Origin of the sequence: Nonomuraea sp. NPDC046570 (assembly GCF_040645915.1) — a bacterium.
Taxonomy (GTDB): Bacteria; Actinomycetota; Actinomycetes; order Streptosporangiales; family Streptosporangiaceae; genus Nonomuraea.
The window spans coordinates 161,779-181,689 of sequence record NZ_JBEYZF010000007.1 but is presented as its reverse complement, the minus strand read 5'-3'; the positions used below and the strand labels follow the sequence as shown (position 1 = coordinate 181,689).

At 71.1% G+C, this 19,911-nt stretch carries 22 protein-coding genes; 11 read left to right on the top strand and 11 right to left on the bottom strand.

Annotated features, from left to right (window positions below):
- The first annotated feature begins 10 nt into the window (after positions 1 to 10).
- The 6 genes from ABZ911_RS14395 to iolD are packed head-to-tail and all read left to right on the top strand — an operon-like array spanning position 11 to position 6,223.
- Entirely contained in the window at positions 11 to 949 is a 939-nt protein-coding gene (locus ABZ911_RS14395) for a Gfo/Idh/MocA family oxidoreductase (protein ID WP_358055055.1), read from the top strand.
- Positions 946 to 1,797: a TIM barrel protein gene (locus tag ABZ911_RS14390; protein ID WP_358055053.1), complete on the top strand. Its 852-nt coding sequence runs from the start codon at positions 946 to 948 to the stop codon at positions 1,795 to 1,797. Before ABZ911_RS14395 ends, ABZ911_RS14390 begins: the two co-directional genes overlap by 4 nt.
- A gap of 17 nt (positions 1,798 to 1,814) precedes the next feature.
- Positions 1,815 to 2,732 (top strand): 5-dehydro-2-deoxygluconokinase, encoded by a 918-nt coding sequence (gene iolC / locus ABZ911_RS14385; RefSeq protein WP_358055362.1) that lies wholly within the window; start codon positions 1,815 to 1,817, stop codon positions 2,730 to 2,732.
- Positions 2,725 to 3,588, top strand: coding sequence for a deoxyribose-phosphate aldolase (locus ABZ911_RS14380; protein ID WP_358055051.1), 864 nt, complete (start codon positions 2,725 to 2,727; stop codon positions 3,586 to 3,588). The genes iolC and ABZ911_RS14380 overlap by 8 nt, the downstream gene beginning before the upstream one ends.
- Positions 3,585 to 4,403, top strand: coding sequence for a 5-deoxy-glucuronate isomerase (iolB, locus tag ABZ911_RS14375; RefSeq protein WP_358055049.1), 819 nt, complete (start codon positions 3,585 to 3,587; stop codon positions 4,401 to 4,403). Before ABZ911_RS14380 ends, iolB begins: the two co-directional genes overlap by 4 nt.
- Positions 4,400 to 6,223 (top strand): 3D-(3,5/4)-trihydroxycyclohexane-1,2-dione acylhydrolase (decyclizing), encoded by a 1,824-nt coding sequence (gene iolD, locus ABZ911_RS14370; RefSeq protein WP_358055047.1) that lies wholly within the window; start codon positions 4,400 to 4,402, stop codon positions 6,221 to 6,223. Before iolB ends, iolD begins: the two co-directional genes overlap by 4 nt.
- Before the next feature lie 78 nt (positions 6,224 to 6,301).
- Here the strand turns inward: iolD and ABZ911_RS14365 are convergent, their stop codons facing one another.
- The 4 genes from ABZ911_RS14365 to ABZ911_RS14350 form a co-directional block, all read right to left on the bottom strand.
- Positions 6,302 to 7,465 carry an MFS transporter gene (locus tag ABZ911_RS14365; RefSeq protein ID WP_358055045.1) on the bottom strand — a complete coding sequence of 388 codons (1,164 nt, stop codon included), beginning with the start codon at positions 7,463 to 7,465 and terminating at the stop codon, positions 6,302 to 6,304.
- 102 nt (positions 7,466 to 7,567) lie between these two features.
- Positions 7,568 to 8,296 carry a DUF998 domain-containing protein gene (locus tag ABZ911_RS14360; protein WP_358055043.1) on the bottom strand — a complete coding sequence of 243 codons (729 nt, stop codon included), beginning with the start codon at positions 8,294 to 8,296 and terminating at the stop codon, positions 7,568 to 7,570.
- A gap of 70 nt (positions 8,297 to 8,366) precedes the next feature.
- Positions 8,367 to 9,137, bottom strand: coding sequence for an ABC transporter permease (locus ABZ911_RS14355; RefSeq protein ID WP_358055041.1), 771 nt, complete (start codon positions 9,135 to 9,137; stop codon positions 8,367 to 8,369).
- Positions 9,134 to 10,054, bottom strand: coding sequence for an ABC transporter ATP-binding protein (locus ABZ911_RS14350; RefSeq protein ID WP_358055360.1), 921 nt, complete (start codon positions 10,052 to 10,054; stop codon positions 9,134 to 9,136). Before ABZ911_RS14350 ends, ABZ911_RS14355 begins: the two co-directional genes overlap by 4 nt.
- Positions 10,055 to 10,119: 65 nt before the next feature.
- Here ABZ911_RS14350 and ABZ911_RS14345 point away from each other — a divergent pair, with 65 nt between their 5' ends.
- On the top strand, positions 10,120 to 10,776 hold the full coding sequence (locus ABZ911_RS14345; RefSeq protein ID WP_358055039.1) for a DUF1707 domain-containing protein: 657 nt from the start codon (positions 10,120 to 10,122) through the stop codon (positions 10,774 to 10,776).
- A 43-nt stretch (positions 10,777 to 10,819) separates the two neighbouring features.
- Here ABZ911_RS14345 and glpX read toward each other — a convergent pair whose 3' ends face one another.
- Entirely contained in the window at positions 10,820 to 11,854 is a 1,035-nt protein-coding gene (gene glpX, locus ABZ911_RS14340) for a class II fructose-bisphosphatase (RefSeq protein WP_358055037.1), read from the bottom strand.
- 81 nt (positions 11,855 to 11,935) lie between these two features.
- Between glpX and ABZ911_RS14335 the strand changes: the two genes are divergently transcribed.
- Together ABZ911_RS14335 and ABZ911_RS14330 are read left to right on the top strand one after the other, a co-directional pair.
- Positions 11,936 to 12,568, top strand: a complete 633-nt coding sequence (locus tag ABZ911_RS14335; protein ID WP_358055035.1) for a TetR/AcrR family transcriptional regulator — start codon at positions 11,936 to 11,938, stop codon at positions 12,566 to 12,568.
- Between the two features lie 11 nt (positions 12,569 to 12,579).
- Positions 12,580 to 13,131, top strand: coding sequence for a DUF4245 domain-containing protein (locus ABZ911_RS14330; RefSeq protein ID WP_358055033.1), 552 nt, complete (start codon positions 12,580 to 12,582; stop codon positions 13,129 to 13,131).
- 176 nt (positions 13,132 to 13,307) lie between these two features.
- Here ABZ911_RS14330 and ABZ911_RS14325 read toward each other — a convergent pair whose 3' ends face one another.
- The gene (locus ABZ911_RS14325; RefSeq protein WP_358055031.1) at positions 13,308 to 13,895 is read right to left on the bottom strand and encodes a TetR/AcrR family transcriptional regulator; all 588 of its coding nucleotides are present in this window, start codon (positions 13,893 to 13,895) and stop codon (positions 13,308 to 13,310) included.
- A gap of 90 nt (positions 13,896 to 13,985) precedes the next feature.
- Between ABZ911_RS14325 and ABZ911_RS14320 the strand changes: the two genes are divergently transcribed.
- Complete coding sequence (locus ABZ911_RS14320; protein ID WP_358055029.1) at positions 13,986 to 14,399, top strand: nitroreductase family deazaflavin-dependent oxidoreductase; 414 nt, start codon at positions 13,986 to 13,988, stop codon at positions 14,397 to 14,399.
- 19 nt (positions 14,400 to 14,418) lie between these two features.
- Here the strand turns inward: ABZ911_RS14320 and ABZ911_RS14315 are convergent, their stop codons facing one another.
- From ABZ911_RS14315 to ABZ911_RS14305, 3 genes are all read right to left on the bottom strand, one after another.
- The gene (locus ABZ911_RS14315; protein ID WP_358055027.1) at positions 14,419 to 14,655 is read right to left on the bottom strand and encodes an exodeoxyribonuclease VII small subunit; all 237 of its coding nucleotides are present in this window, start codon (positions 14,653 to 14,655) and stop codon (positions 14,419 to 14,421) included.
- A 69-nt stretch (positions 14,656 to 14,724) separates the two neighbouring features.
- Entirely contained in the window at positions 14,725 to 15,954 is a 1,230-nt protein-coding gene (gene xseA, locus ABZ911_RS14310) for an exodeoxyribonuclease VII large subunit (protein ID WP_358055025.1), read from the bottom strand.
- A 26-nt stretch (positions 15,955 to 15,980) separates the two neighbouring features.
- The gene (locus tag ABZ911_RS14305; RefSeq protein WP_358055023.1) at positions 15,981 to 16,838 is read right to left on the bottom strand and encodes a hypothetical protein; all 858 of its coding nucleotides are present in this window, start codon (positions 16,836 to 16,838) and stop codon (positions 15,981 to 15,983) included.
- 98 nt (positions 16,839 to 16,936) lie between these two features.
- Between ABZ911_RS14305 and ABZ911_RS14300 the strand changes: the two genes are divergently transcribed.
- Positions 16,937 to 17,905 (top strand): 4-hydroxy-3-methylbut-2-enyl diphosphate reductase, encoded by a 969-nt coding sequence (locus ABZ911_RS14300; protein ID WP_358055021.1) that lies wholly within the window; start codon positions 16,937 to 16,939, stop codon positions 17,903 to 17,905.
- Between the two features lie 61 nt (positions 17,906 to 17,966).
- Here ABZ911_RS14300 and ABZ911_RS14295 read toward each other — a convergent pair whose 3' ends face one another.
- Together ABZ911_RS14295 and rmuC are read right to left on the bottom strand one after the other, a co-directional pair.
- Positions 17,967 to 18,497 carry a DUF6542 domain-containing protein gene (locus ABZ911_RS14295; protein WP_358055019.1) on the bottom strand — a complete coding sequence of 177 codons (531 nt, stop codon included), beginning with the start codon at positions 18,495 to 18,497 and terminating at the stop codon, positions 17,967 to 17,969.
- 38 nt (positions 18,498 to 18,535) lie between these two features.
- Complete coding sequence (rmuC, locus tag ABZ911_RS14290; protein ID WP_358055017.1) at positions 18,536 to 19,813, bottom strand: DNA recombination protein RmuC; 1,278 nt, start codon at positions 19,811 to 19,813, stop codon at positions 18,536 to 18,538.
- Positions 19,814 to 19,911: the final 98 nt, after the last annotated feature.

Sequence of the window (19,911 nt, the reverse complement as noted above, 5' to 3'; positions counted from 1 at the left end):
TGGAGGCGTCATGCGTGTCGGTCTACTGGGCCTGGGCAGGATCGGAGCCTTCCATGCCGCGACCCTGGCCGCGCACCCGCTGGTTGACGAACTGATCGTGTCCGACCCGGTGCGCAGTTCCCCGTACGGCCGCCCGGGAGACCCCTTCGAGGCGGACGCCCTGGTCATCGCGACTCCGACGGCCACCCATGCCGAGCTGCTGGTCAAGGCCTGCCGGCTGGGCATCCCGGTCTTCTGCGAGAAACCGGTCGCGATGGGCGTTCAGGAGACCGTCGAGGTGCTGAAGGCCAGGCGCGACAACCGCGTGCAGATCGGTTTCCAACGCCGCTTCGACCCCGGCTACGTGGCCGCGGCCATGGCACTGCGCGGCGGCGAACTGGGCGACCTGCACCGGGTGCACCTGCTCACCGCCGATCCCGCCCCGCCGCCCGCGGAGTACATCCCGCTGTCCGGCGGCATCTACCGCGACTGCCACATCCACGACTTCGACATCCTGCGCTGGGTGACCGGCCGCGAGGTGGTCACCGTGTACGCCACCGGGGCGAACCGGGGCGCGGCCTTCTTCGCCGAGGCGGGCGACGTCGACACCAGTGCCGCCCTGCTGACCATGGACGACGGCACACTCGTCACGATGCAGGGGTCGCGTTACAACGGCGCGGGGTACGACGTCAGGATGGAACTAGCCGGGACGCTCAGAACCCAGGTCGTCGGCCTCGATCCCCGAGCCCCCCTGACCAGCGCGGAAGGACTGCAACCACCGGGCGATCCGTGGCCGGACTTCGTCAGCCGCTTCCACGACGCCTACGTGGCCGAGATGGACGGCTTCCTGCGCAGCACGACCAGCCTGTGCTCGATCGAGGACGCCCTGGCCGCCCTCTACATCGCCGAAGCGGCCGACCTGTCCCGCCGCGAAGGCCGTCCCGTCGCCGTCGCGGAGGTGCGCCGATGAAGACCGCTGCGGCCCCCATCTCGTGGGGCGTGTGCGAGGTGCCCGGCTGGGGCGTCCAGCTCGACCGCGAGCGCGTGCTCGGCGAGATGCGCGAGCTGGGCCTGACCGCCACCGAGCTAGGGCCCGAGGGCTTCCTGCCGCCCTCGCCGGCCCGCAGGAAGGCGCTGCTCGACGACTTCGGGCTGATCGCGATCGGCGGCTTCCTGCCGTGCGTCCTGCACGACCCCGGGCACGACCCGCTGCCCGCCATGCGGGCCAGGATGCGCGACTTCGCCGAAGGCGACGTCGGGGTGATGGTGCTGGCCGCCGACAGCGACGTGGAAGGCTACGACCGCCGCCCCACGCTCGACGCGACCGGTTGGAAGACGCTGCTGCGCAACCTCGACCGGATCGTCTCCGACGCCGCGGAGTTCGGCCGCACGGTCACGCTGCACCCGCACGTCGGCACCATGGTCGAGACCGCCGAGGAGGTCGACCGGGTACTGGAGGGCAGCTCGGTGCCGCTCTGCCTGGACACCGGCCACCTGCTCATCGGCGGCACCGACCCGCTGGACCTGGTCAAACGAGACCCCGGCCGGATCGCGCACGTCCACCTCAAGGACGTCACCACCGCCACGGCCGAACGGGTCAGGGCCGGCGAGCTCACCTACACCAAGGCCGTCGGCGAGGGCATCTACCGACCCCTCGGCCAGGGCGACGTGGACATCGCGGGCATCGTCTCCGCCCTGACCCGGCACGGCTACACCGGCTGGTACGTCATGGAACAGGACGTCACCCTCACCGACAACGACGCCCACCCCATCGACGACGTACGGCGAAGCCTCGCCTACCTGGACGGTCTCTCTTGACTCTGGACGTGCTGACGATGGGCAGGATCGGGGTGGACATCTACCCCCTTCAGGTCGGAGTCTCGCTCCGCGAGGTCGAGACCTTCGGCAAGTACCTTGGCGGCAGCCCCTCCAACGTGGCCGTGGCCGCCGCCAGGCTCGGCAGGTCGGCCGGGGTGATCACCAGGACCGGCGCCGACCCGTTCGGCGAGTTCCTGCACGACGCCCTGCGCTCCTACGGCGTGGACGACTCCCACGTCACCGCCGTCGAGGGCCTGCCCACCCCGGTGACGTTCTGCGAGATCAGGCCGCCCGAGGACTTCCCGCTCTACTTCTACCGGGAGCCCAAAGCCCCCGACCTGGAGATCGAACCCGGCTCGCTCGACCTCGACGCCGTCAAGGGGGCGCGCCTGTTCTGGGCGACCGTCACCGGGCTGTGCCAGGAGCCGTCGCGGGCCGCCCACTTCCACGCCTGGCAGGCCCGCGACCGGCGCGAGCACACCGTGCTGGACCTGGACTACCGGCCGATGTTCTGGGAGTCGGCCGAAGCGGCGTCCGAGCAGGTCCGGCGGGCGCTGCAGCACGTCACCGTCGCCGTGGGCAACCTGGACGAGGTCGAGGTGGCCGTGGGGGTGCGGGAGCCGTACCAGGCGGCGAAGGCTCTGCTGGACGCGGGCGTCGGGCTCGCGGTGGTCAAGCAGGGGAGTGCCGGGGTCCTCGGGATGACCAAGGACAAGACCGTGGAGTTGCCGCCCGTGCCCGTCGAGGTGGTCAACGGCCTCGGCGCGGGGGACGCTTTCGGTGGGGCGCTGTGCCACGGGCTGCTCTCGGGCTGGCCGCTGGCGCGCATGCTGCGTTTCGCCGGAGCGGCGGGCGCGATCGTCGCGGGGCGGCTGGCGTGCGCGCCCGCGATGCCCACCGTCCAGGAGGTCGAGGGGGTGCTGGGAGATGCGTGACTACCGTGACCTACGGGAGATCAGGGCGAGGTTTCCGAAGCGGATCGAGGAGGCGGCCGCCATCAGGCGGCGCAGGCCGCTGATCGGCGAACGCGACCAACTCATGATCATCGCGGCGGACCATCCGGCGCGCGGCGCGCTCGGCGTCAGCGGACGCCCGCTCGCCATGGGCAGCAGGATCGAGCTGCTCGACCGGCTGCAGATCGCGCTGGCCAGGCCCGGCGTCGACGGGCTGCTCGCCACCCCCGACATCGTCGAGGACCTGCTGCTGCTCGGCGTGCTCGACGACAAGGTGGTCATCGGCTCGATGAACCGCGGCGGCCTCCAGGGCGCGGTCTTCGAGTTCGACGACAGGTTCACCGCCTACGACACCGCCACGATCGTCCGGATGCGCCTGGACGGCGGCAAGATGCTCTGCCGGATCGCGCTCGACGAACCGGGCACCGCCGCCACGCTGGAAGCCTGCGGCGCGGCCGTGAGCGAGCTGGCCGGCGAAGGGCTGGTCGCGATGATCGAGCCGTTCTGGTCCACCCGCGCCGGGCACGACCTGACGCCCGAAGGCGTGATCAGGGCGATCAACGTCGGCCAGGCCCTTGGCGCCACCTCGGCACGCACCTGGCTGAAAATCCCGGTCGTCGAGGACATGGAACGGGTCATGCGCGCCACCACCCTGCCCACGCTGCTGCTCGGCGGCGACCCCGGCGATACTCCCGACCTGGCCTACGCCGCCTGGCGCAAGGCCCTGCGGCTGCCGGGAGTGCGCGGGCTCGTGGTCGGCCGCGCGCTGCTCTACCCGCCCGGCGACGACGTGGCCGCCGCCGTCGACACCGCCGTCGCGATGCTGGAGGTCTCATGACGTACATTCCAGCCGGGACCACGGCCCGCAAGCCGTGGTCGCTGGAGATCACGCCCCGGTCCGCCGGGTGGACCTACTGCGGGCTGCGCGTGCTGAACCTCTCCGGCGAGAGCGTCGAGTTCGACACCGGCGGCGAGGAGATGCTGGTCCTCCCGCTGTCCGGCTCGTGCCAGGTCGAGGCCGACGGGGAACGGCTGGAGCTGTCCGGCCGCCCCTCGGTCTTCCAGTCCGTCACCGACTTCGCCTACCTGCCCATCGGGACGACCGCCCGCCTCACCGGCCACGGCCGCTTCGCCCTCCCCTCCGCCGCCGCCACCCGGACGTTCCCCATCCGGTACGGCCCGGCTGAGAAGGTCCCCGTCGAGACCCGCGGCGCCGGGCAGTCCACCCGTCAGGTCAACAACTTCTGCGCGCCGGACGCCTTCGACTGCGACAAGCTCATCTCCGTCGAGGTGCTCACCCCCGGCGGCAACTGGTCGTCCTACCCGCCGCACAAGCACGACACCCTCTCCGAGCGCGAGGCCGTGCTGGAGGAGATCTACTACTTCGAGGGCGGCCCCGGCTACCAGCGCGTCTACGGCGGGCACGAGGTGCTGGCCGAGGTGTCGGCCGGGGACGCGGTGCTGGTGCCGCGCGGCTACCACGGCCCATCGATGGCCGCGCCCGGCTACGACCTCTACTACCTGAACGTGCTGGCCGGACCCGCCGAGAAGCGGTCGATGGCCTTCTGCGACGACCCCAGGCACGCCTGGATCAGAGGCACCTGGGACGCCCAGCGGGTGGACGACCGGGTTCCCTTCGGAGGAACTCCATGAGATTGACGGTCGCCCAGGCGCTCGTGCGTTTCCTCGCCCGGCAGTACACCGAGCGGGACGGGGTCGAGCACCGGCTCATCGAGGGCTGCTTCGGCATCTTCGGGCACGGCAACGTGGCCGGGATCGGGCAGGCGCTGGCCGCTCAGGGGGCGGGGCTCGGCTCCGACCTGCCGTACTTCCTGGCCCGCAACGAGCAGGCCATGGTGCACACCGCGGTCGGCTTCGCCCGCATGCGCAACCGCCTGTCCACCTTCGCCTGCACGACCTCGATCGGGCCCGGCGCCACGAACATGGTCACCGGGGCCGCGCTCGCCACCATCAACCGCGTCCCGGTGCTGCTGCTGCCCGGCGACGTCTTCGCCACCCGGGTCGCCAACCCGGTGCTGCAGGAACTGGAGGACCCGCGCTCGTACGACGTCAGCGTCAACGACGCCTTCCGGCCCGTCTCCCGCTTCTTCGACCGGATCAACCGGCCCGAACAGCTTCCCTCGGCGCTGATGGCCGCGATGCGGGTGCTGGCCGACCCCGCCGAGACCGGGGCGGTGACGCTCGCGCTGCCGCAAGACGTGCAGGCCGAGGCGTACGACTGGCCGGAGGAGCTGTTCGAGCGCCGGGTGTGGCATGTGGCCCGCCCGGTGCCCGAACCTGCGGCGCTGGCCAGGGTGATCGAGGCGATCAGGGCCAGCGACCGGCCGCTGATCGTCGCGGGCGGCGGCGTGATCTACAGCGAGGCGTGGAGCGACCTGCGCGACTTCGCCTCCATGTACGGGATCCCGGTGGCCGAGACCCAGGCGGGCAAGGGGGTCCTGCCGTACGACGACCCGCTCGCCGTGGGTGGCGTCGGGCACACCGGGACGGCGGCGGCCAACGCGCTGGCCCGCGAGGCGGACCTGGTGATCGGCGTCGGCACCCGGTACACCGATTTCACCACCGCCTCCCGCACGCTCTTCGGGCGGGCCGGATTCGTCAACATCAACGTGACCGCGTTCGACGCGGCCAAGCACGCCGGGCTGATGCTCGTCGCCGACGCCCGGGAGGCGCTGCGCGCCCTGGACCTGGCGGACTGGCGGGCTCCGCGCGAATGGCGGACCAAGGCCGCGCGGCTCACGGAGGACTGGTGGCGGCGGGCGTCGTTCCCCGGCCCCGAGCTCACCCAGCCGGCGGTGCTGGAGACGCTGCGGGAGGTCATGCATCCGAGCGATGTGGTGGTCAACGCGGCCGGGTCGATGCCCGGGGATCTGCACAGGCTGTGGAAGGCGCGCGACCCCAAGGGCTACCACGTGGAGTACGGCTACTCGTGCATGGGCTACGAGATCGCCGGAGGGCTCGGGGTGAAGCTCGCCGACCCCTCGCGCGAGGTGTTCGTCCTGGTCGGGGACGGCTCCTACCTGATGCTCGCGCAGGAGATCGCGACCGCCGTGCAGGAGGGCGTCAAGCTCGTCGTCGTCTTGGTGGACAACCACGGCTTCGCCTCCATCGGCAACCTGTCGGAGTCGGTGGGGGCGCGGCGGCTGGGCACCGCCTACCGGATGCGCGGCGCTTCCGGCGAATTGGACGGCCCCCCGCTCCCCGTCGACCTGGCCGCCAACGCGGCCAGCCTCGGGGCCGACGTCCTGCGCGCCACCTCCCGCGAGTCCCTGACCTCCGCACTGGTCAAGGCCCGCGAGTCGGCGCGTACGACGGTCGTGTACGTCGAGACGGTGCCCGGCGGGGACGCGCCCGGCTCAGAGGCCTGGTGGGACGTCCCGGTCGCCCAGCAACCCGGCGACATCCACGACCACTACCTACAAGCCAAACGAGACCAACGCCCCTACCTCTAGCCCCTGCCTCCGGCCCCCTGACCCGGAGTCGGTCTTCGGCCTCGTCCGGCGTTCCCGCCCCCGACGCTGGGTCAAGGGCTACGCCCGTGTCGCGGGGGCGGCGCTGGGCTGGAAGCCGCGGGCCAGGGTGATGATCCCGGCGGCCAGCACCAAGGGGGCGGCGAAGGCCACCCGCATGTCCGCCGCGTCCGCGATGCCGCCCACCAGGGCGGCGCCGACGATGAAGCCGACATAGTTGAACAGGTTGACCCGCGCGATGGCCACCCCGGTCCCCGCCGGGTCCAGCCTGCCCGCGGCCGAGAACGACTGCGGGGCGACGACCGCCAGGCCCATGCCGGTGAGGCCGAACGCCACGATGGCCACCGGCTGGGAGGGCGCGAGCAGGACGCCGAGGAAGCCGAGCGTGGCGATCGCGCCGCCGATCCTGACGATCGCGGCCGGGCCGTACCTTCTGACCGCCAGGTCTCCGCCCGCCCGTACCAGCAGGGTGGTGGCCTGGTAGGCGGCGTAGGCCAGTGGCACCACCGAGGGGGCGGCGGTCAGGATGTCCTGCATGTAGACGGTGCTGAAGTTCGAGACGGCGGCGTCGCCGACGTACAGGAAGGCCATGGCGAGGCAGAGCGGGATGATGGGGCGCCACGGGAACCTGGTCCCTGCCTTGACGGTTTCGACCCTCTCCTCCAGGTGGGTGCAGAGCGACGGGCCCGCGTAGAGGGAGCCCGCGACCGCCAGGGCCATGGGGATGGCCAGGGTGAGTGCCAAGCTGAGGTCGAGGGCCGCGGCGGCCGACGCCCACAGCGCTCCGGCCAGGCTCGCCACGCTCCACAGGGCGTGGAAACCGTTCAGCACGGGCCGGCCGTACCGGCGTTCGACCGCGACGCCCTGCATGTTCATGCCCGCGTCGACGGCGCCCACCGCCAGCCCGAACAGCACCAGCGCGGCCACCAGGACGGGCAGGCTCGGCGCCAGGCCCGCTCCGACGACGGCCACGGCCACCGTGGGCTGGGCGAGGCGCAACAGCCGCTTGCTGCCCCCGCGGGCGGCCAGCGACCCGGCCGCCACGCTGCCCGCGCCCGCCAGTACGGGGATGACGAGCAGCAGGAGGGTGAGGTCGCCCTCGTCCAGCTCGTGCTTGTGCTGGAGCGTGGCGACCTGGGTGAGCAGAGCGGCGAAGGACAGCCCTTGCACGGCGAACACGACGAACGTGGCATGGCGGGCGAGGCGGTCACGCGGGGTCGGCACAGCGACCTCCAAGAGGGGGGTAAACGTGAGGCCCCGTCAGGTTAGTCTCTCGCCCCCTACCTCCGCCAGACATCACTTACCGCACCGGGAACGTGCGGGGCGCTACCGGGCCGGGCTGTCCAGGGGGATGGAGGCGGGCTGAGAGGGGCGTTGGGACGCCCAGATGCCCAGCGCGATGAGCGCGGCCACCTCGGTCACCGCCAGGCCGCGCTCCACCAGGCCGAGCGGCATCATCTGCCACCACGCCAGGCCCTCGCGCTCGGCCACCGTCACCACGGCCGCGATACCCGCCACCCATAGCAGCGACCCCGCCCCCAGCAGGAAGGCGGCCATCGCCGCCACCCGGCCACGCCCGCCATCGCCCCAGCCACTGCCCTTCTGGGTGCCGCCCTTCTGGGTGCCGATCCTCGGGGCGGGCAGTGCGGTGGGGCGGTGGCGGATCCGGCCGATGAGGAGGGCCGCGAGTGGCAGGCAGAGGAAGGCGACCAGGCTGCCCACCCGGTGGATGCTGCCGCTCAGGCTCGGGCCCACCGACCAGTCGTGCTTGGGAAAGTACGCGGTGACCAGCAGGCCGAGGCTCCAGCCCAGCAGGGCGATCGTGCCCACGACGCCGGCCAGCCTCCGGCGTACCAGCGACACCGCGATGGCCAGCGACCCGGCGGCCAGCAGCGCCACGCCGAGCCCGAAGACCCAGCCCTGCTCGCCCAGCCCGTGCTCGCTGATCGTCCGCCGCAGCGGGTTGACCTCACCGAGGTAGGCCACGTCCAGGCCGAGGATCATGACGATCCCGGCGCCGACGGCGACCAGACCGGCTCGTGCGGGCTGATGCAACGGCCTCTCCTCCCCTGCTCCTGCCCACTCCAACGGGCGAAAAGCGCCACGGATTCCGAGTCGCACGCTGTCAGTCGATGAGCCTCGCCCGCATCTTCCACACCGCGAGCCCCCACATGACCGCCGCGAACAGCACCAGCACCCCGACATGGACCAGGTCGTCGATGCCGAGGCGGCCGAACACCGCGCCTCTGACCAGCTCGACGCAGTGGAACAGCGGGTTGAACCAGGCCGCGGTCGCCGCCCACGCGGGCAACTGGGTCACCGGGAAGAACGTGCCCGCCACCATGAACATGGGCGTCAGCAGCCCGGTGATGACGTAGTCGAAGGTGTTGATCGACGGCACGATCGCCGACACCCACACCCCGAACAGCGCGAACGCCAGCCCGGTGAGGAACCCGATGAACGGCACCAGCAGCATGCCCCAGCTCGGATCCAGCCCGAACGCCATGCCCACCAGCACCGGCGCGCAGCCGTACACGCCCGCTTTGGCCGCCAGCCACGAGGCCTCCGCGGTGACCAGCTCGTGCACGTCCACCGGCGCGGCCAGCATCGCGTCGTAGGTGTGCTGGAAGGTCCGCCTGATGAAGGTGTTGAACATCCCGCCGAACGCGCCGATGAACAGCACCGCCGTGGCGACCACACCGGTGGCCACGAACTCCTTGTAGTCGTACCCGTAGAGCTCCCCGACGACCGACCCGAAGCCATAGCCGAAGGCGAGCAGGTAGATGGTCGGCTCGCTCACCGCGGCGAACGAGGTGGAGGCCCAGTAGCGGCGGTAGAGGGCCACCTCGCGCCGCCACACGGCACGCACCGGCGCCCATTCCAGCAAGCTGCTCATTCGACGTTCTCCCCGGTCAGCACGACGAAGACGTCCTCCAGGTTGGCGGGGCGGCGCACGCTCGGCTCGCCCAGCTCGGCCCGCAGGCCCTCGCCGAGCTGCTCGGCCTTCAGCACCGAGACCGACGGCCCGGTACGCCTGGTGGGGATGCCGGACGCGGCGGCCAGCCGCTCGATCTCGGCCAGCCGCTCGGCCGGGACGTAGTGCTCCTGCACCGAGGCCCCCGCGTACTCCTTCACCAGCCGTGCCGGCGTGCCCCTGGCCACCACGGTGCCGTGCGACATCAGCGCGCAGTCGTCGGCCAGCCGCTCGGCCTCCTCGATGTAGTGCGTGGACATCAGCGTGGTCACCCCTTCGTCGCGCAGCCGCGCCACCAGCGACCACAGCTCCTGGCGGACCTGCGGGTCGAGCCCCACGGTCGGCTCGTCGAGCAGCACCAGCCGCGGCTCGTGGACCAGCCCGCGGGCGATCAGCAGCCGCCTGCGCATGCCGCCGGACAGCTTGACCGTACGGGTGCCCGCGCGGTCGGTGAGCTGGGCGATCGCCAGCGCCCGGTCGACCGCCGCGCGGCGCCCGGCCCTGGGCACGCGGTAGAGGTGGGCGAAGACCTCCAGGTTCTCCCGGGCGGTGAGCTCCTCGTCGAGGTTGTCGAGCTGCGGCACCACGCCCATCAGCGCCCTGGCCCGTTTCGACTCCTGGGGCAGCGGCAGGCCGAGCACGCTGATCTCGCCCTCGTCGGCCAGCGACTGCGCGGTGAGCAGGCGCATCGTGGTCGATTTCCCTGCTCCGTTAGGTCCGAGCAACCCCAGGCAGATGCCCTCGGGAACGTCGAGGTCGAGCCGGTCGACGGCGGTGATGTCGCCGTAACGTTTGGTGACCTGCCGCAAGCTGATCGCGACATCGGCGAGCATCCGCATACCGGCCACGGTAAACAATGACACCGACAGAACCTCAACAGGTTTTCCCGGTTACGGTGGAAGGCGTGAACGAACGCCAGGGATCGTGGCTCCCCCGCCTGTCCGAGGTCGGCGAGCGGCTGGCCGAGGAGTGGCAGGCGGCCCGCAGGCCCCGCAGCAGCGACCCCGCTCTCCCCGAGCCGCACGAACTCCGCGCCTCCGACGCCGACCGGGACCGGATCTCCCAGGTCCTCAACGAGGCGGTCGCCGACGGGCGGCTCGGCATGGCGGAGTTCGAGGAGCGCCTTGAGGCCACCTACAAGGCCAGGACCCTGGGCGAGCTGGCCGCTCTCACCGCGGACCTGCTGCCCCCGGACCAGCAGCCGTTCCGGCTCGACGGCGGCAAGCCGGTGTCGGCCATCTTCCGGAAAGAGCACCGCGACGGCCGCTGGGTGGTGCCCGCCGAGCTGGCCGTGACCGCGATGTTCGGCACGACCACGCTCGACCTGCGCGACGCGATCATGCAGACCAGGCGGGTAGTGATCAACGCGACGCTCATGCTCGGCTCGCTGGAGATCCACGTGCCCGAGGGCGTCGAGGTGGTCCGCGTCTCTAAGGAGAAGACCGTCGTCCTCACCCGCCAGCAGTGCCTGCCCGACTGCCCGGTGATCGAGGTCCGCACCGCGAGCTCGCTGGGCGAGGTCAAGGTCAAGGAACCTCCCCGCCGCAAGCGCCGCAGGTAACCCCTTCCGGGTACGGCCCGCGCGAGCCGTACCCGGGGAGTGGTCAGCCCGCGGTGTCGAAGTTGATCGCGCTGTACGCGCGCAGCTTCCAGAGCTGGTGCTCGCTCTCCACCTTGCGGATCGTGCCGGAGCGCCCGCGCATGACCAGCGAGTGGGTCACCGCCACGCCGCCCCGGAACCGCACGCCCGACATCAGCTCGCCCTGCGTGATGCCGGTCGCGGCGAAGAAGACGTCGTCGGAGGTGACCAGGTCGTTGGTGGTCAGCACCTGGTCGAGGTCGAGCCCGGCGTCGAGGGCGCGGCGCCGCTCGGCGTCGTCCTGCGGCCACAGCCGGCCCTGGATCACGCCGCCGAGGCACTTGAGCGCGCAGGCCGCGATGATGCCCTCGGGGGTGCCGCCGATGCCGAGCATCAGGTCGACGCCGGTGCCCGCGCGCGCCGCCATGATCGCCCCGGCGACGTCCCCGTCGGTGATGAACTTGATCCGCGCCCCGGTCTCCCTGACCTCCTTCACGATCCGCTCGTGCCGCGGCCGGTCCAGGATGACCACCGTGACATCGGCAGGCTCGGCGCCCTTCGCCCTGGCCACGGCGTTGATGTTGTCGGCCACGGGGGCGTTGATGTCGACCGCGTCCGCCGCCTCGGGGCCGGTGACCAGCTTCTCCATGTAGAAGACGGCCGACGGGTCGTACATCGAGCCGCGTTCGCTCACCGCGATCACCGAGATCGCGTCGGGCATGCCGAGCGCGGTCAGCCTGGTGCCGTCGATCGGGTCGACGGCCACGTCGCACTCCGGACCGCTGCCGTCGCCCACCTGCTCGCCGTTGAACAGCATCGGCGCGTGGTCCTTCTCACCCTCGCCGATCACCACCACGCCCTTCATCGAGACGGTGCTGATGAGCTGCCGCATCGCGTTGACGGCGGCGCCGTCGGCGCCGTTCTTGTCGCCGCGTCCCACCCATCTGGCGGCGGACATGGCGGCGGCCTCGGTGACGCGCACGAGTTCCATGGCGAGGTTTCGGTCGGGTGCGTGCTCACCCGTGGCGAGAGCGGCGGGAACGGACGACTGCTCGGACATGGTGATGCGCCTCCTGTTGGACAACTGACTCGATCGTAGTTGGCGCCTTCTCTCCGGACAGAGGGAGATAATGTGCCCACCATGAGCAGCGATGCGGAACGGCCGGTGACAGCGGTGCCGGTGCGCACCTCCGAACGCGGCGCCGCCACGCGTACCGCGCTTCTACAGGCGGCCAGGGAGATCTTCGTCACCAAGGGTTTCGCCGAGGCGGGCGTCACCGACGTAGTGGGACGGGCCCAGGCGAGCGTCGGCAGTCTTTACCATCATTTTTCGGGAAAGGCGGATCTCTATCTCACGCTGTGGGAGGAGTTCCAGACCCGGCAGATGCAGCGCACCAAGCGGGCCGCCAGGCAGGCCCGCGCGGCGGGCGAGACCGACCCGATGCGGGTGTTCGTCGCCGCCGCCCGCGCCTACCTGGAGGGCAGCCTGGAGGAGCGCGAGCTGGCCGCGCTGTTCCTGCGCGGAGACGGGCCGCCCGGCTTCGAGGTGGTCGTCCGCGAGCGGCTGAGCACCTGGGCCAAGCGCAACGCGGCCCTGTTCGAGGGGGACAACGGCGCGCTCGTCGTGGTCGTCACCGGCGCGCTCGCGGGCGCGGTGTCGGAGGTCGTGCTCTGCGGTGACGAGAGCGAGGCGCGGCGTCTGGTCGAGGACGTGCTGGCCATCATCGGCCAGATCCAACCGGTCACTGCGGCGGGCGGCCCCGTCACCGGGTAACCTCGCGTGACGTGCGACGGTTCACAGAGGGTTTCTACGGATACGCGGTTGCCTTGTTGGTGTGTGTGGCTGCGGCAGGGCTGTTCCTGCTGATCACGCCGCAGAGCAGGGAAGAGCATATTCCCCGGCTCGACTACACCATCACCGTCGCCAACTTCAACCGGGCCGTGCCGTACCAGGTGTGGGGGCCGGCCAAGGATCCCGTGGACTGGGTGCCCAACAGCAACCGGATCGCCAAGGGTGACAAGGGCGCCGACGTGCTGTACCTCGGGTACGCCACCGACAAGAGGGGCGGCGACACGCGGGCGCACGCCATGTTCGCGCAGAGCGGTGAGCAGCCGGCCGCGGCGTTCGCCAGCAGGCTCGCCAACACCGACAAGGCCGCGGGCACCCAGCAGATCGGCGGACAGGCGTGGGAGCGGCGCTTCCGCGAGGACAAGAACCAGCGCTCGCTGATCCGCTTCCTGCCCGACACCACGCTCATCGTGACCGGCACGGCCGACTGGGACCAGCTCGCCACCTACGCCGCCACCCTCAAGCTCCACCCGAAGCCGACAAGCTGATCGTGGTCTGCTTGACCCATGAAGATCACGAAATACACCCATGCCTGCGTACGGCTGGAGCACGAGGGGCGGGTCCTCGTCATCGACCCCGGCACCTGGAGCGAGCCCATCGCGCTGGCCGGAGCCGACGCTCCTGGTGCCGTTGCAGGGGTCGTGGCTCAAGACGTCCGGGGCGGTCAGAGCAGCTTTAGCAGGTCGTCGAGGCCGGACTTGATGACCTCGGGGGTCATCCCCCGCTCGGCGCGCTGGTGGCTGATCAGCCCGGCGTTGACCGGGGCGAGCAGCGCGTCGGCCAGGTAGTGCACGTCGGCCTCGGGGCGGAGCGGGGCGAGCAGCGTGGCCACGTGGGTGTGGTAGACCCGGTACGGGCCGGTGTACCTGGAGCTGCCGGTGCCCTTCTCCAGCAGCAGGAACAGCTCCTCCTGATCCAGGATCCGGTCGACGAGCGCGTGCAGGAAGGCGCGGAGGCGGACGGCCAGGGGAGCGCCGGGGCCGATGGGCGGCGGGCCGCTGATGAAGGCGGCCTGGAAGCGGCGCTCGTTGTCGTCGATCAGCGCGTAGATCAGGCCGGACCGGTCGCCGAAGCGCCGGTACACGGTGCCGACGCCGACGTTCGCCGCGCGGGCCACCTCGTCGAGGGACAGGCGGGTGGCGCCCCGCTCGGCGATGAGTTCGCGGGTCACGTCCAAGATCTTCTGCCGGTTGCGTGCGGCGTCCGCGCGCTCGCCCGGCGGCTGGCCGATGATCGGCAGCGATTCCGGCATGCCCGTCCCCTCCCTCGACGCTCAACCTTGTAAGTGGAGATCTCTCCGCTTAGAGTAAGTGGAGAATTCTCCACTTAGAAGGAGTCGAACGTGTCGAACGATTTCAACGCCAAGGTCATTGAAGAGTTCCGGGCGAACGGTGGCAAGGTGGGAGGCCCCTTCGAGGGGGCGGACCTGGTGCTGCTGACCACCGTCGGCGCCAAGAGCGGGCGGCAGGTGACCTCGCCGGTGATGTACCTGCCCGACGGCGACCGGATCGTGGTCATCGCCTCCAACGCCGGCGCCGACCACCACCCCGCCTGGTACCACAACCTGACCGCCAACCCGCAGGCCACCGCCGAGGTCGGCACCGAGACCTACGAGATCAAGGCCGTGACCGTCTCGGACGACGAGCGCGACACCCTCTACGCCCGGATGGTGGCGATCGCGCCAGGCTTCGCCGACTACGAGGCCGCGACCACCCGCCGCATCCCCGTCCTCGCGCTGTACCGCGTGGAGGCCTGAACACCCACCTCCCGCTCGCTCAGAAGGGCGTGTCGTCGTCCCCCGGGGGGCTCGGCTCGGCGCGTCTGGCCATGGCCGCCGCCAGCTTCACCCGGGCGCCCTGGAGCCACTCCTCGCAGATCGCGGCCAGCTTCTCGCCGCGCTCCCACAGCTCGATGGACTGCTCCAGGGTGAGCCCGCCGGTCTCCAACCGGCGCACCACCTCGGTCAGCTCCTCGCGGGCCTGTTCGTACGAGGGTGCCTTCTCATCTGCCACGCGCACCACCCTAGGGTCACCGGCCGACAAACGTGCCGAGGAAGGCCCCCGCGCCACGACGCCCCGGCATCATTCTTCTGAGGATTCAGCGGATTCAGCGGATTCGGCGCGGGCGGCGAGGCGGGCGTCGGGGAGGCGGATCGTCAAGAGGTCGCCGGGAGTGACGTCGCGGGCGAGCCGCACGACCTCGCCCGAGGGGAACTGGACGATCGCGTAGCCGCGCTCCAGCGTCGCCGCAGGGGAGAGGGCCACCAGGCGGGCGCGCAGATGGGTCAGGGAGTCCTCGGCGCGGTCCAGGGAGCCGCCCAGGCTGCGTCTGGCCCGCTCCCGCAGCGCGTCGACCTGCTCGGCCCGGCGTTCGAGCTCGCGCACCGGATCGGCCAGCGACGGCCGCGAACGCACCGAGGTGAGCCAGGACATCTCCCGGTCCAGCCAGCCGCCCACCACCCGGCGCCCCCGGTCGCGCAACTGCCGCACCAGCGTGAGCTGCTCACCCACATCCGGCACGACCTTCTTGGCCGCGTCCGTCGGCGTCGAGGCGCGTACGTCGGCGACCAGGTCGAGCAGCGGATTGTCCTGCTCATGCCCGATCGCGCTCACCACCGGTGTACGGCACGCCGACACGGCCCGCACCAGCGACTCGTCCGAGAACGGCAGCAGATCCTCCAGCGACCCGCCGCCCCGGGCGACGACGATCACCTCGACCTCGCGGTCGGCGTCGAGCTTGCGCAGCGCCTCGGTGACCTCGCCCACGGCGTACGGCCCCTGGACGGCCACCTGCTCCACCTTGAACCTGACCGCCGGCCAGCGCCGCCTGGAGTTCTCCAGGACGTCCCGCTCGGCGGCGGAGTCACGCCCGCAGATCAGCCCGATCGTGCCGGGCAGGAAGGGCAGCCGCCGCTTGCGGTCGGTGTTGAACAGTCCCTCGGAGGCCATCACCTGGCGCAGCCGTTCGAGCCGGGCCAACAGCTCGCCGACCCCAACCGGGCGGATCTCCAGCGCGGTGAAGGCGAACGACCCCCGGTTGACCCAGAAGTCGGGTTTGACGTTGACCACGACCCTGGCGCCGTCGGCGGGGCGCGGGACGGCCGCCTCGTAGACCCCGCGCGGGCAGGTGACCCTGGCCGAGACGTTCGCCACCGGGTCGCGCAGGGTCAGGAACACCGTGCCGCCACGCGCGGTGAGGTCGGTGATCTGACCTTCCACCCAGACGGTGCCGAGCTTGCCGATCCATCCGGCCACCATCTGCAGGACGGTGCGGACCGGCAGTGGCTGCTCCGGCGAGGTCTTGGCGCTCATAGGGGAAGGCTAGGGCAGGGCACCGACTATTCGGCGGCTTCGAGCTTGGCGAGCCGGTTCTCGAACATCCGGATGACCTCGGGCCGGCCACTGGTGGCCCGCTCGTAGTCCAGCAGCTCCTGGATCTGCGCGGCACTCTTCCCACGCAGCCTGGCCCGCAACGACGCCACGGTCAGCCCGGCATACCCGGGCAGCGGCTCAGCCAACTCAACGGCGGCGGCCTCAACAGCGACCTTGGCGTCAGCGACCTTGGCGTCGGCGGCCTTGGTGGCCGCAGGCTCCTCGACGGGCTCAGCCTGTACGGCCTGCGCCGCCTTCCCCGCCTTGGCGGACCTGACCGGGTCCTTGGCCACGCCGTTCGTGGTCTGCGCCGAGGTGTCGGGCACGATGGCGACCGCCTCATGGCCGACCGCGGGCTTGCCCTCCGTGACAGGCTCGGCGGCAACGACCTCAGCAGCGACGGGCTCGGCGGCAACAGGCTCGGTGTCAGCGGGCTTGGCCTCGGCGGCCGGCTCGGCCTGCGCGGCAGCGGGCTTGGCCTCGGCGGCGGGCTTGGCGTCGGCGGCCGGCTTGGCGTCAGCCGCGGGCTTGGCGTCCTCGGTGGGGCGGGGAGCGAAGATGACCGGCTCCCGGCGGGCGGGCTTGGCATCCTCGGCGGAGGCGGCGAGCTGGTCGGCGGCCGAGACGTGCTCCTCCTCTTCCTGCTCCTCCTTGCCCTTCCCCCTGAAGACGTTCTTGACCCGGTCGGCGAGCAGGAGCACCTGCCCCGCCGCGCTCAGGGTGGTCTGCACCACGAACATCGGGAGGTCCTTGGCCTTCTCCTTCAGCTCGTCCTTGTCGGTGACTGTCTTGGTGATGTTGCGTATCACGTCGCTGAGAGACATGCCGGCTCCCTGGGAGGTCAGTACTGGACGGCCAGTGTGGCAAAGGCTGGGCCTCCGTGCACGCCCGGCCCTGTTGTCCCGCCACGTAGCATAGGTACATGGAGCCGCAGACCCTCACCACCCGACGTGTACTCGTGGCCAGGCCGCGCGGTTACTGTGCCGGAGTCGACCGAGCCGTGGAAGCGGTGGAGAAGGCCCTGGAGCAGTACGGCGCACCCATCTACGTCCGCAAGCAGATCGTGCACAACACGCACGTGGTGCGGACGCTGGAGGCCAAGGGCGCCATCTTCGTGGAGGAGACCGAGGAGGTGCCCGAGGGGGAGATCGTCGTCTTCTCCGCCCACGGCGTCTCGCCCGCGGTCCACGACCAGGCGAAGCGGCGGCAGCTACGCACCATCGACGCGACCTGCCCGCTGGTCACCAAGGTGCACAACGAGGCCAAGCGCTTCGCCAACCAGGACTACGACATCCTGCTCATCGGCCACGAAGGCCACGAGGAGGTCGAGGGTACGGCAGGCGAGGCGCCCGACCACATCCAGCTCGTCGACGGCCTCGACGGCGTCGGCAAGGTCCAGGTGCGCGACCCCGAGCGGCTGGTCTGGCTCTCGCAGACCACGCTGTCGGTCGACGAGACCACCGAGACCGTCACCCGGCTGCGCGAGCGCTTCCCCAACCTGCTCGACCCGCCCAGCGACGACATCTGCTACGCCACCCAGAACCGGCAGGTCGCGGTGAAGGAGATCGCCGCCGAGGCCCAGCTCGTCATCGTGGTCGGCTCGAACAACTCCTCCAACTCGGTGCGCCTGGTCGAGGTCGCCAAGGACGCTGGGGCGGACGCGTCGTACCTGGTCGACAACGCCTCCTTCATCAAGGAGGAGTGGCTCGACGGGGTCACCACGGTCGGGGTCACCAGTGGCGCCTCGGTGCCGGAGGAGCTGGTGGACCAGGTGCTGGCCTACCTGGCCGAGCGCGGCTACGGCGACGTCCGGCAGGTGGAGTCGGTGCACGAGAGTGTCCGCTTCGCCCTGCCTCACGAACTTCGCAAGGATCTGCGCGCGAGCGTCTGACCTGTGCGGGGGCGGCTTCCCGGGTGGATCCGGGGGCCGCCTTCCGTGTGGAGGGGGGCGGTCAGTCCTCGGTGCGCGGGGTGCCGTACACCTTGGGCTCGAAGTAGCCCTCCGGTTCGGGGGCGAACGTCTGGTCCTTGGGGGAGCGGGGGCGCGGGACCTCCGCGCCCGCCTTGAGCTCCTCGCGCAGCTCGCGCACGTTGGCGCGCAGCCCGCGCCGCCAGGCCACCAGGAGCACCAGCGCCGAGCCCGCGAACAGCCACGGCGCGCCCGCCGACAGCGAGGTGTAGAGGCCGAGGGCGAGCGCCTGCAGCACCGACACCGAGCCCAGCGCGGAGCCGAGCTGGACGACCAGCGTCGCCAGGAAGAACACCAGCGGGGGCGTGACCACCAGCGACAGCAGCTCGCGCGGATTGACCAGCAACACCCCGAGCAGGCAGGCGACCAGGAAGGCCGGGCCGACCAGCGCGGGCAGGTTCAGCGCCGCGGCCAGCACGTATCCGGTGAGCGTGGTGATGAGGACGAGGGCGATGCCGCCGCGCGCGGTCAGGCGCACGGCTGGTCCGCGCTTCGGCCGACCTTTCTCACTCATGTGCCCGCCCCCTAACTGCGACCTGCCGTCATCCTGCGTCAGGACAGGTCGTTGGCCAACTTACCGTTCGCGTGAGATATCGGAGACGAGGTTTCCAGCAGTTCGGGAGAGGCGAGAGGCCGGGGCAGGCCGTCGAGCATCTCGGGGGCCTCGAGCTCGCCGTCCACTACGCCCAGATCGTTCAGTTTGCGAGCCGTGACCAGCACACGGCTTTCGAGAGAGCCCACCGTCTTGTTGTACGCCTCGACCGACCTGGTGAGCGAGCGGCCGAGGGTCTCGACGTTGCGGCCGAGGCTGCTGAGCCGCTCGTACAGCTCCTTGCCCAGGTCGAAGACCGCTCGGGCGTTCTCGCTGAGGGCGGCCTGTTGCCAGGCGTACTGGGCGGTGCGCAGCATGGTGATCAGCGTCGTGGGGGTGGCGATGTGCACCCGCCTGGACATCGCGTACTCCAGCAGCGCGGGGTCGCGCTCCAGCGCGGGCGCCAGGAACGCCTCGCCGGGGATGAACAGCACCACGAACTCGGGCGTCGGGCTGAACGCCTGCCAGTACGCCTTGGCCGACAGCCGGTCGATGTGGTCGCGCACGTGCTTGGCGTGGGCGTCGAGCCGTACCGACTCCAGATTCTCGTCGCCCGCCTCGGCGGCTTCGAGGTAGGCCGCCAGCGACACCTTCGAGTCGATCACGATGTTCTTGCCGCCGGCCAGCCGGACCACCATGTCGGGACGCTGGGGGCCGTTCACCGTGTGCACGGTGGCCTGCTCGTCGAAGTCGCAGAACCTGGACATCCCGGCGATCTCGGCGACCCTGCGGAGCTGCAGCTCGCCCCACCGGCCGCGGGCCTCGGGCCGCTGCAGCGCCCGGACCAGGGACGTGGTCTGGGAACGCAGCTCGGTGTTGCTCTGCCGGACGAACTCCATCTGCTGGGCCAGCTCGGCCCGCGCCGCGCGCTGGCCCGACTCGGTGTCCCGCAGCTGGGTCTCGACTCGCGCCAGGGCGTCCTTCAGCGGCTCGACCAGGTGCTCGACCGCCTGCTTGCGCTGCTCCAGGTCGCCGGTGGCCTCGGCGCGGCTGGCGGCCATGCGGGTCTCGGCCAGTTCCAGGAAGCGCACGTTGTTGACGTCGAGCGCGCGGGTGGACAGGGCCTGGAAGCGCTCGGCGAGCTGCTCCTCGACGTACACCAGCTTGTCGGCCGCCGACTTGGCGCGCGCGTCCGCCTCCGCCACCCGCACCGCCGACCGCGTCCTGGCCAGCATGAAGCCGATGGCGAGTCCGACGGCGAGCCCGATGAGCAGCGAGACGACATCCACCATGGGCATGATTCCAGGGCGCGGCTCCCGGGTCGTCCCGACACGCCTGGCGGGGACGAGTCCCGCATTCCACTTGTGCGAGCGCATGTGCGTCACTCAGAGTATCG

What these genes read in the sequence shown, in the direction of transcription:
- ABZ911_RS14355 (WP_358055041.1), bottom strand. Translation starts at nt 9,137, where the DNA reads ATGAGCAGCTTGCTGGAATGGGCGCCGGTGCGTGCCGTGTGGCGGCGC.
- ABZ911_RS14295 (WP_358055019.1), bottom strand. Translation starts at nt 18,497, where the DNA reads ATGAGTGAGAAAGGTCGGCCGAAGCGCGGACCAGCCGTGCGCCTGACC.
- rmuC (WP_358055017.1), bottom strand. Translation starts at nt 19,813, where the DNA reads ATGCCCATGGTGGATGTCGTCTCGCTGCTCATCGGGCTCGCCGTCGGA.
- iolD (WP_358055047.1), top strand. Translation starts at nt 4,400, where the DNA reads ATGAGATTGACGGTCGCCCAGGCGCTCGTGCGTTTCCTCGCCCGGCAG.
- ABZ911_RS14380 (WP_358055051.1), top strand. Translation starts at nt 2,725, where the DNA reads ATGCGTGACTACCGTGACCTACGGGAGATCAGGGCGAGGTTTCCGAAG.
- ABZ911_RS14395 (WP_358055055.1), top strand. Translation starts at nt 11, where the DNA reads ATGCGTGTCGGTCTACTGGGCCTGGGCAGGATCGGAGCCTTCCATGCC.
- ABZ911_RS14390 (WP_358055053.1), top strand. Translation starts at nt 946, where the DNA reads ATGAAGACCGCTGCGGCCCCCATCTCGTGGGGCGTGTGCGAGGTGCCC.
- ABZ911_RS14305 (WP_358055023.1), bottom strand. Translation starts at nt 16,838, where the DNA reads ATGTCTCTCAGCGACGTGATACGCAACATCACCAAGACAGTCACCGAC.
- ABZ911_RS14335 (WP_358055035.1), top strand. Translation starts at nt 11,936, where the DNA reads ATGAGCAGCGATGCGGAACGGCCGGTGACAGCGGTGCCGGTGCGCACC.
- iolC (WP_358055362.1), top strand. Translation starts at nt 1,815, where the DNA reads ATGGGCAGGATCGGGGTGGACATCTACCCCCTTCAGGTCGGAGTCTCG.
- ABZ911_RS14300 (WP_358055021.1), top strand. Translation starts at nt 16,937, where the DNA reads ATGGAGCCGCAGACCCTCACCACCCGACGTGTACTCGTGGCCAGGCCG.
- xseA (WP_358055025.1), bottom strand. Translation starts at nt 15,954, where the DNA reads ATGAGCGCCAAGACCTCGCCGGAGCAGCCACTGCCGGTCCGCACCGTC.
- glpX (WP_358055037.1), bottom strand. Translation starts at nt 11,854, where the DNA reads ATGTCCGAGCAGTCGTCCGTTCCCGCCGCTCTCGCCACGGGTGAGCAC.
- ABZ911_RS14325 (WP_358055031.1), bottom strand. Translation starts at nt 13,895, where the DNA reads ATGCCGGAATCGCTGCCGATCATCGGCCAGCCGCCGGGCGAGCGCGCG.
- iolB (WP_358055049.1), top strand. Translation starts at nt 3,585, where the DNA reads ATGACGTACATTCCAGCCGGGACCACGGCCCGCAAGCCGTGGTCGCTG.
- ABZ911_RS14350 (WP_358055360.1), bottom strand. Translation starts at nt 10,054, where the DNA reads ATGCGGATGCTCGCCGATGTCGCGATCAGCTTGCGGCAGGTCACCAAA.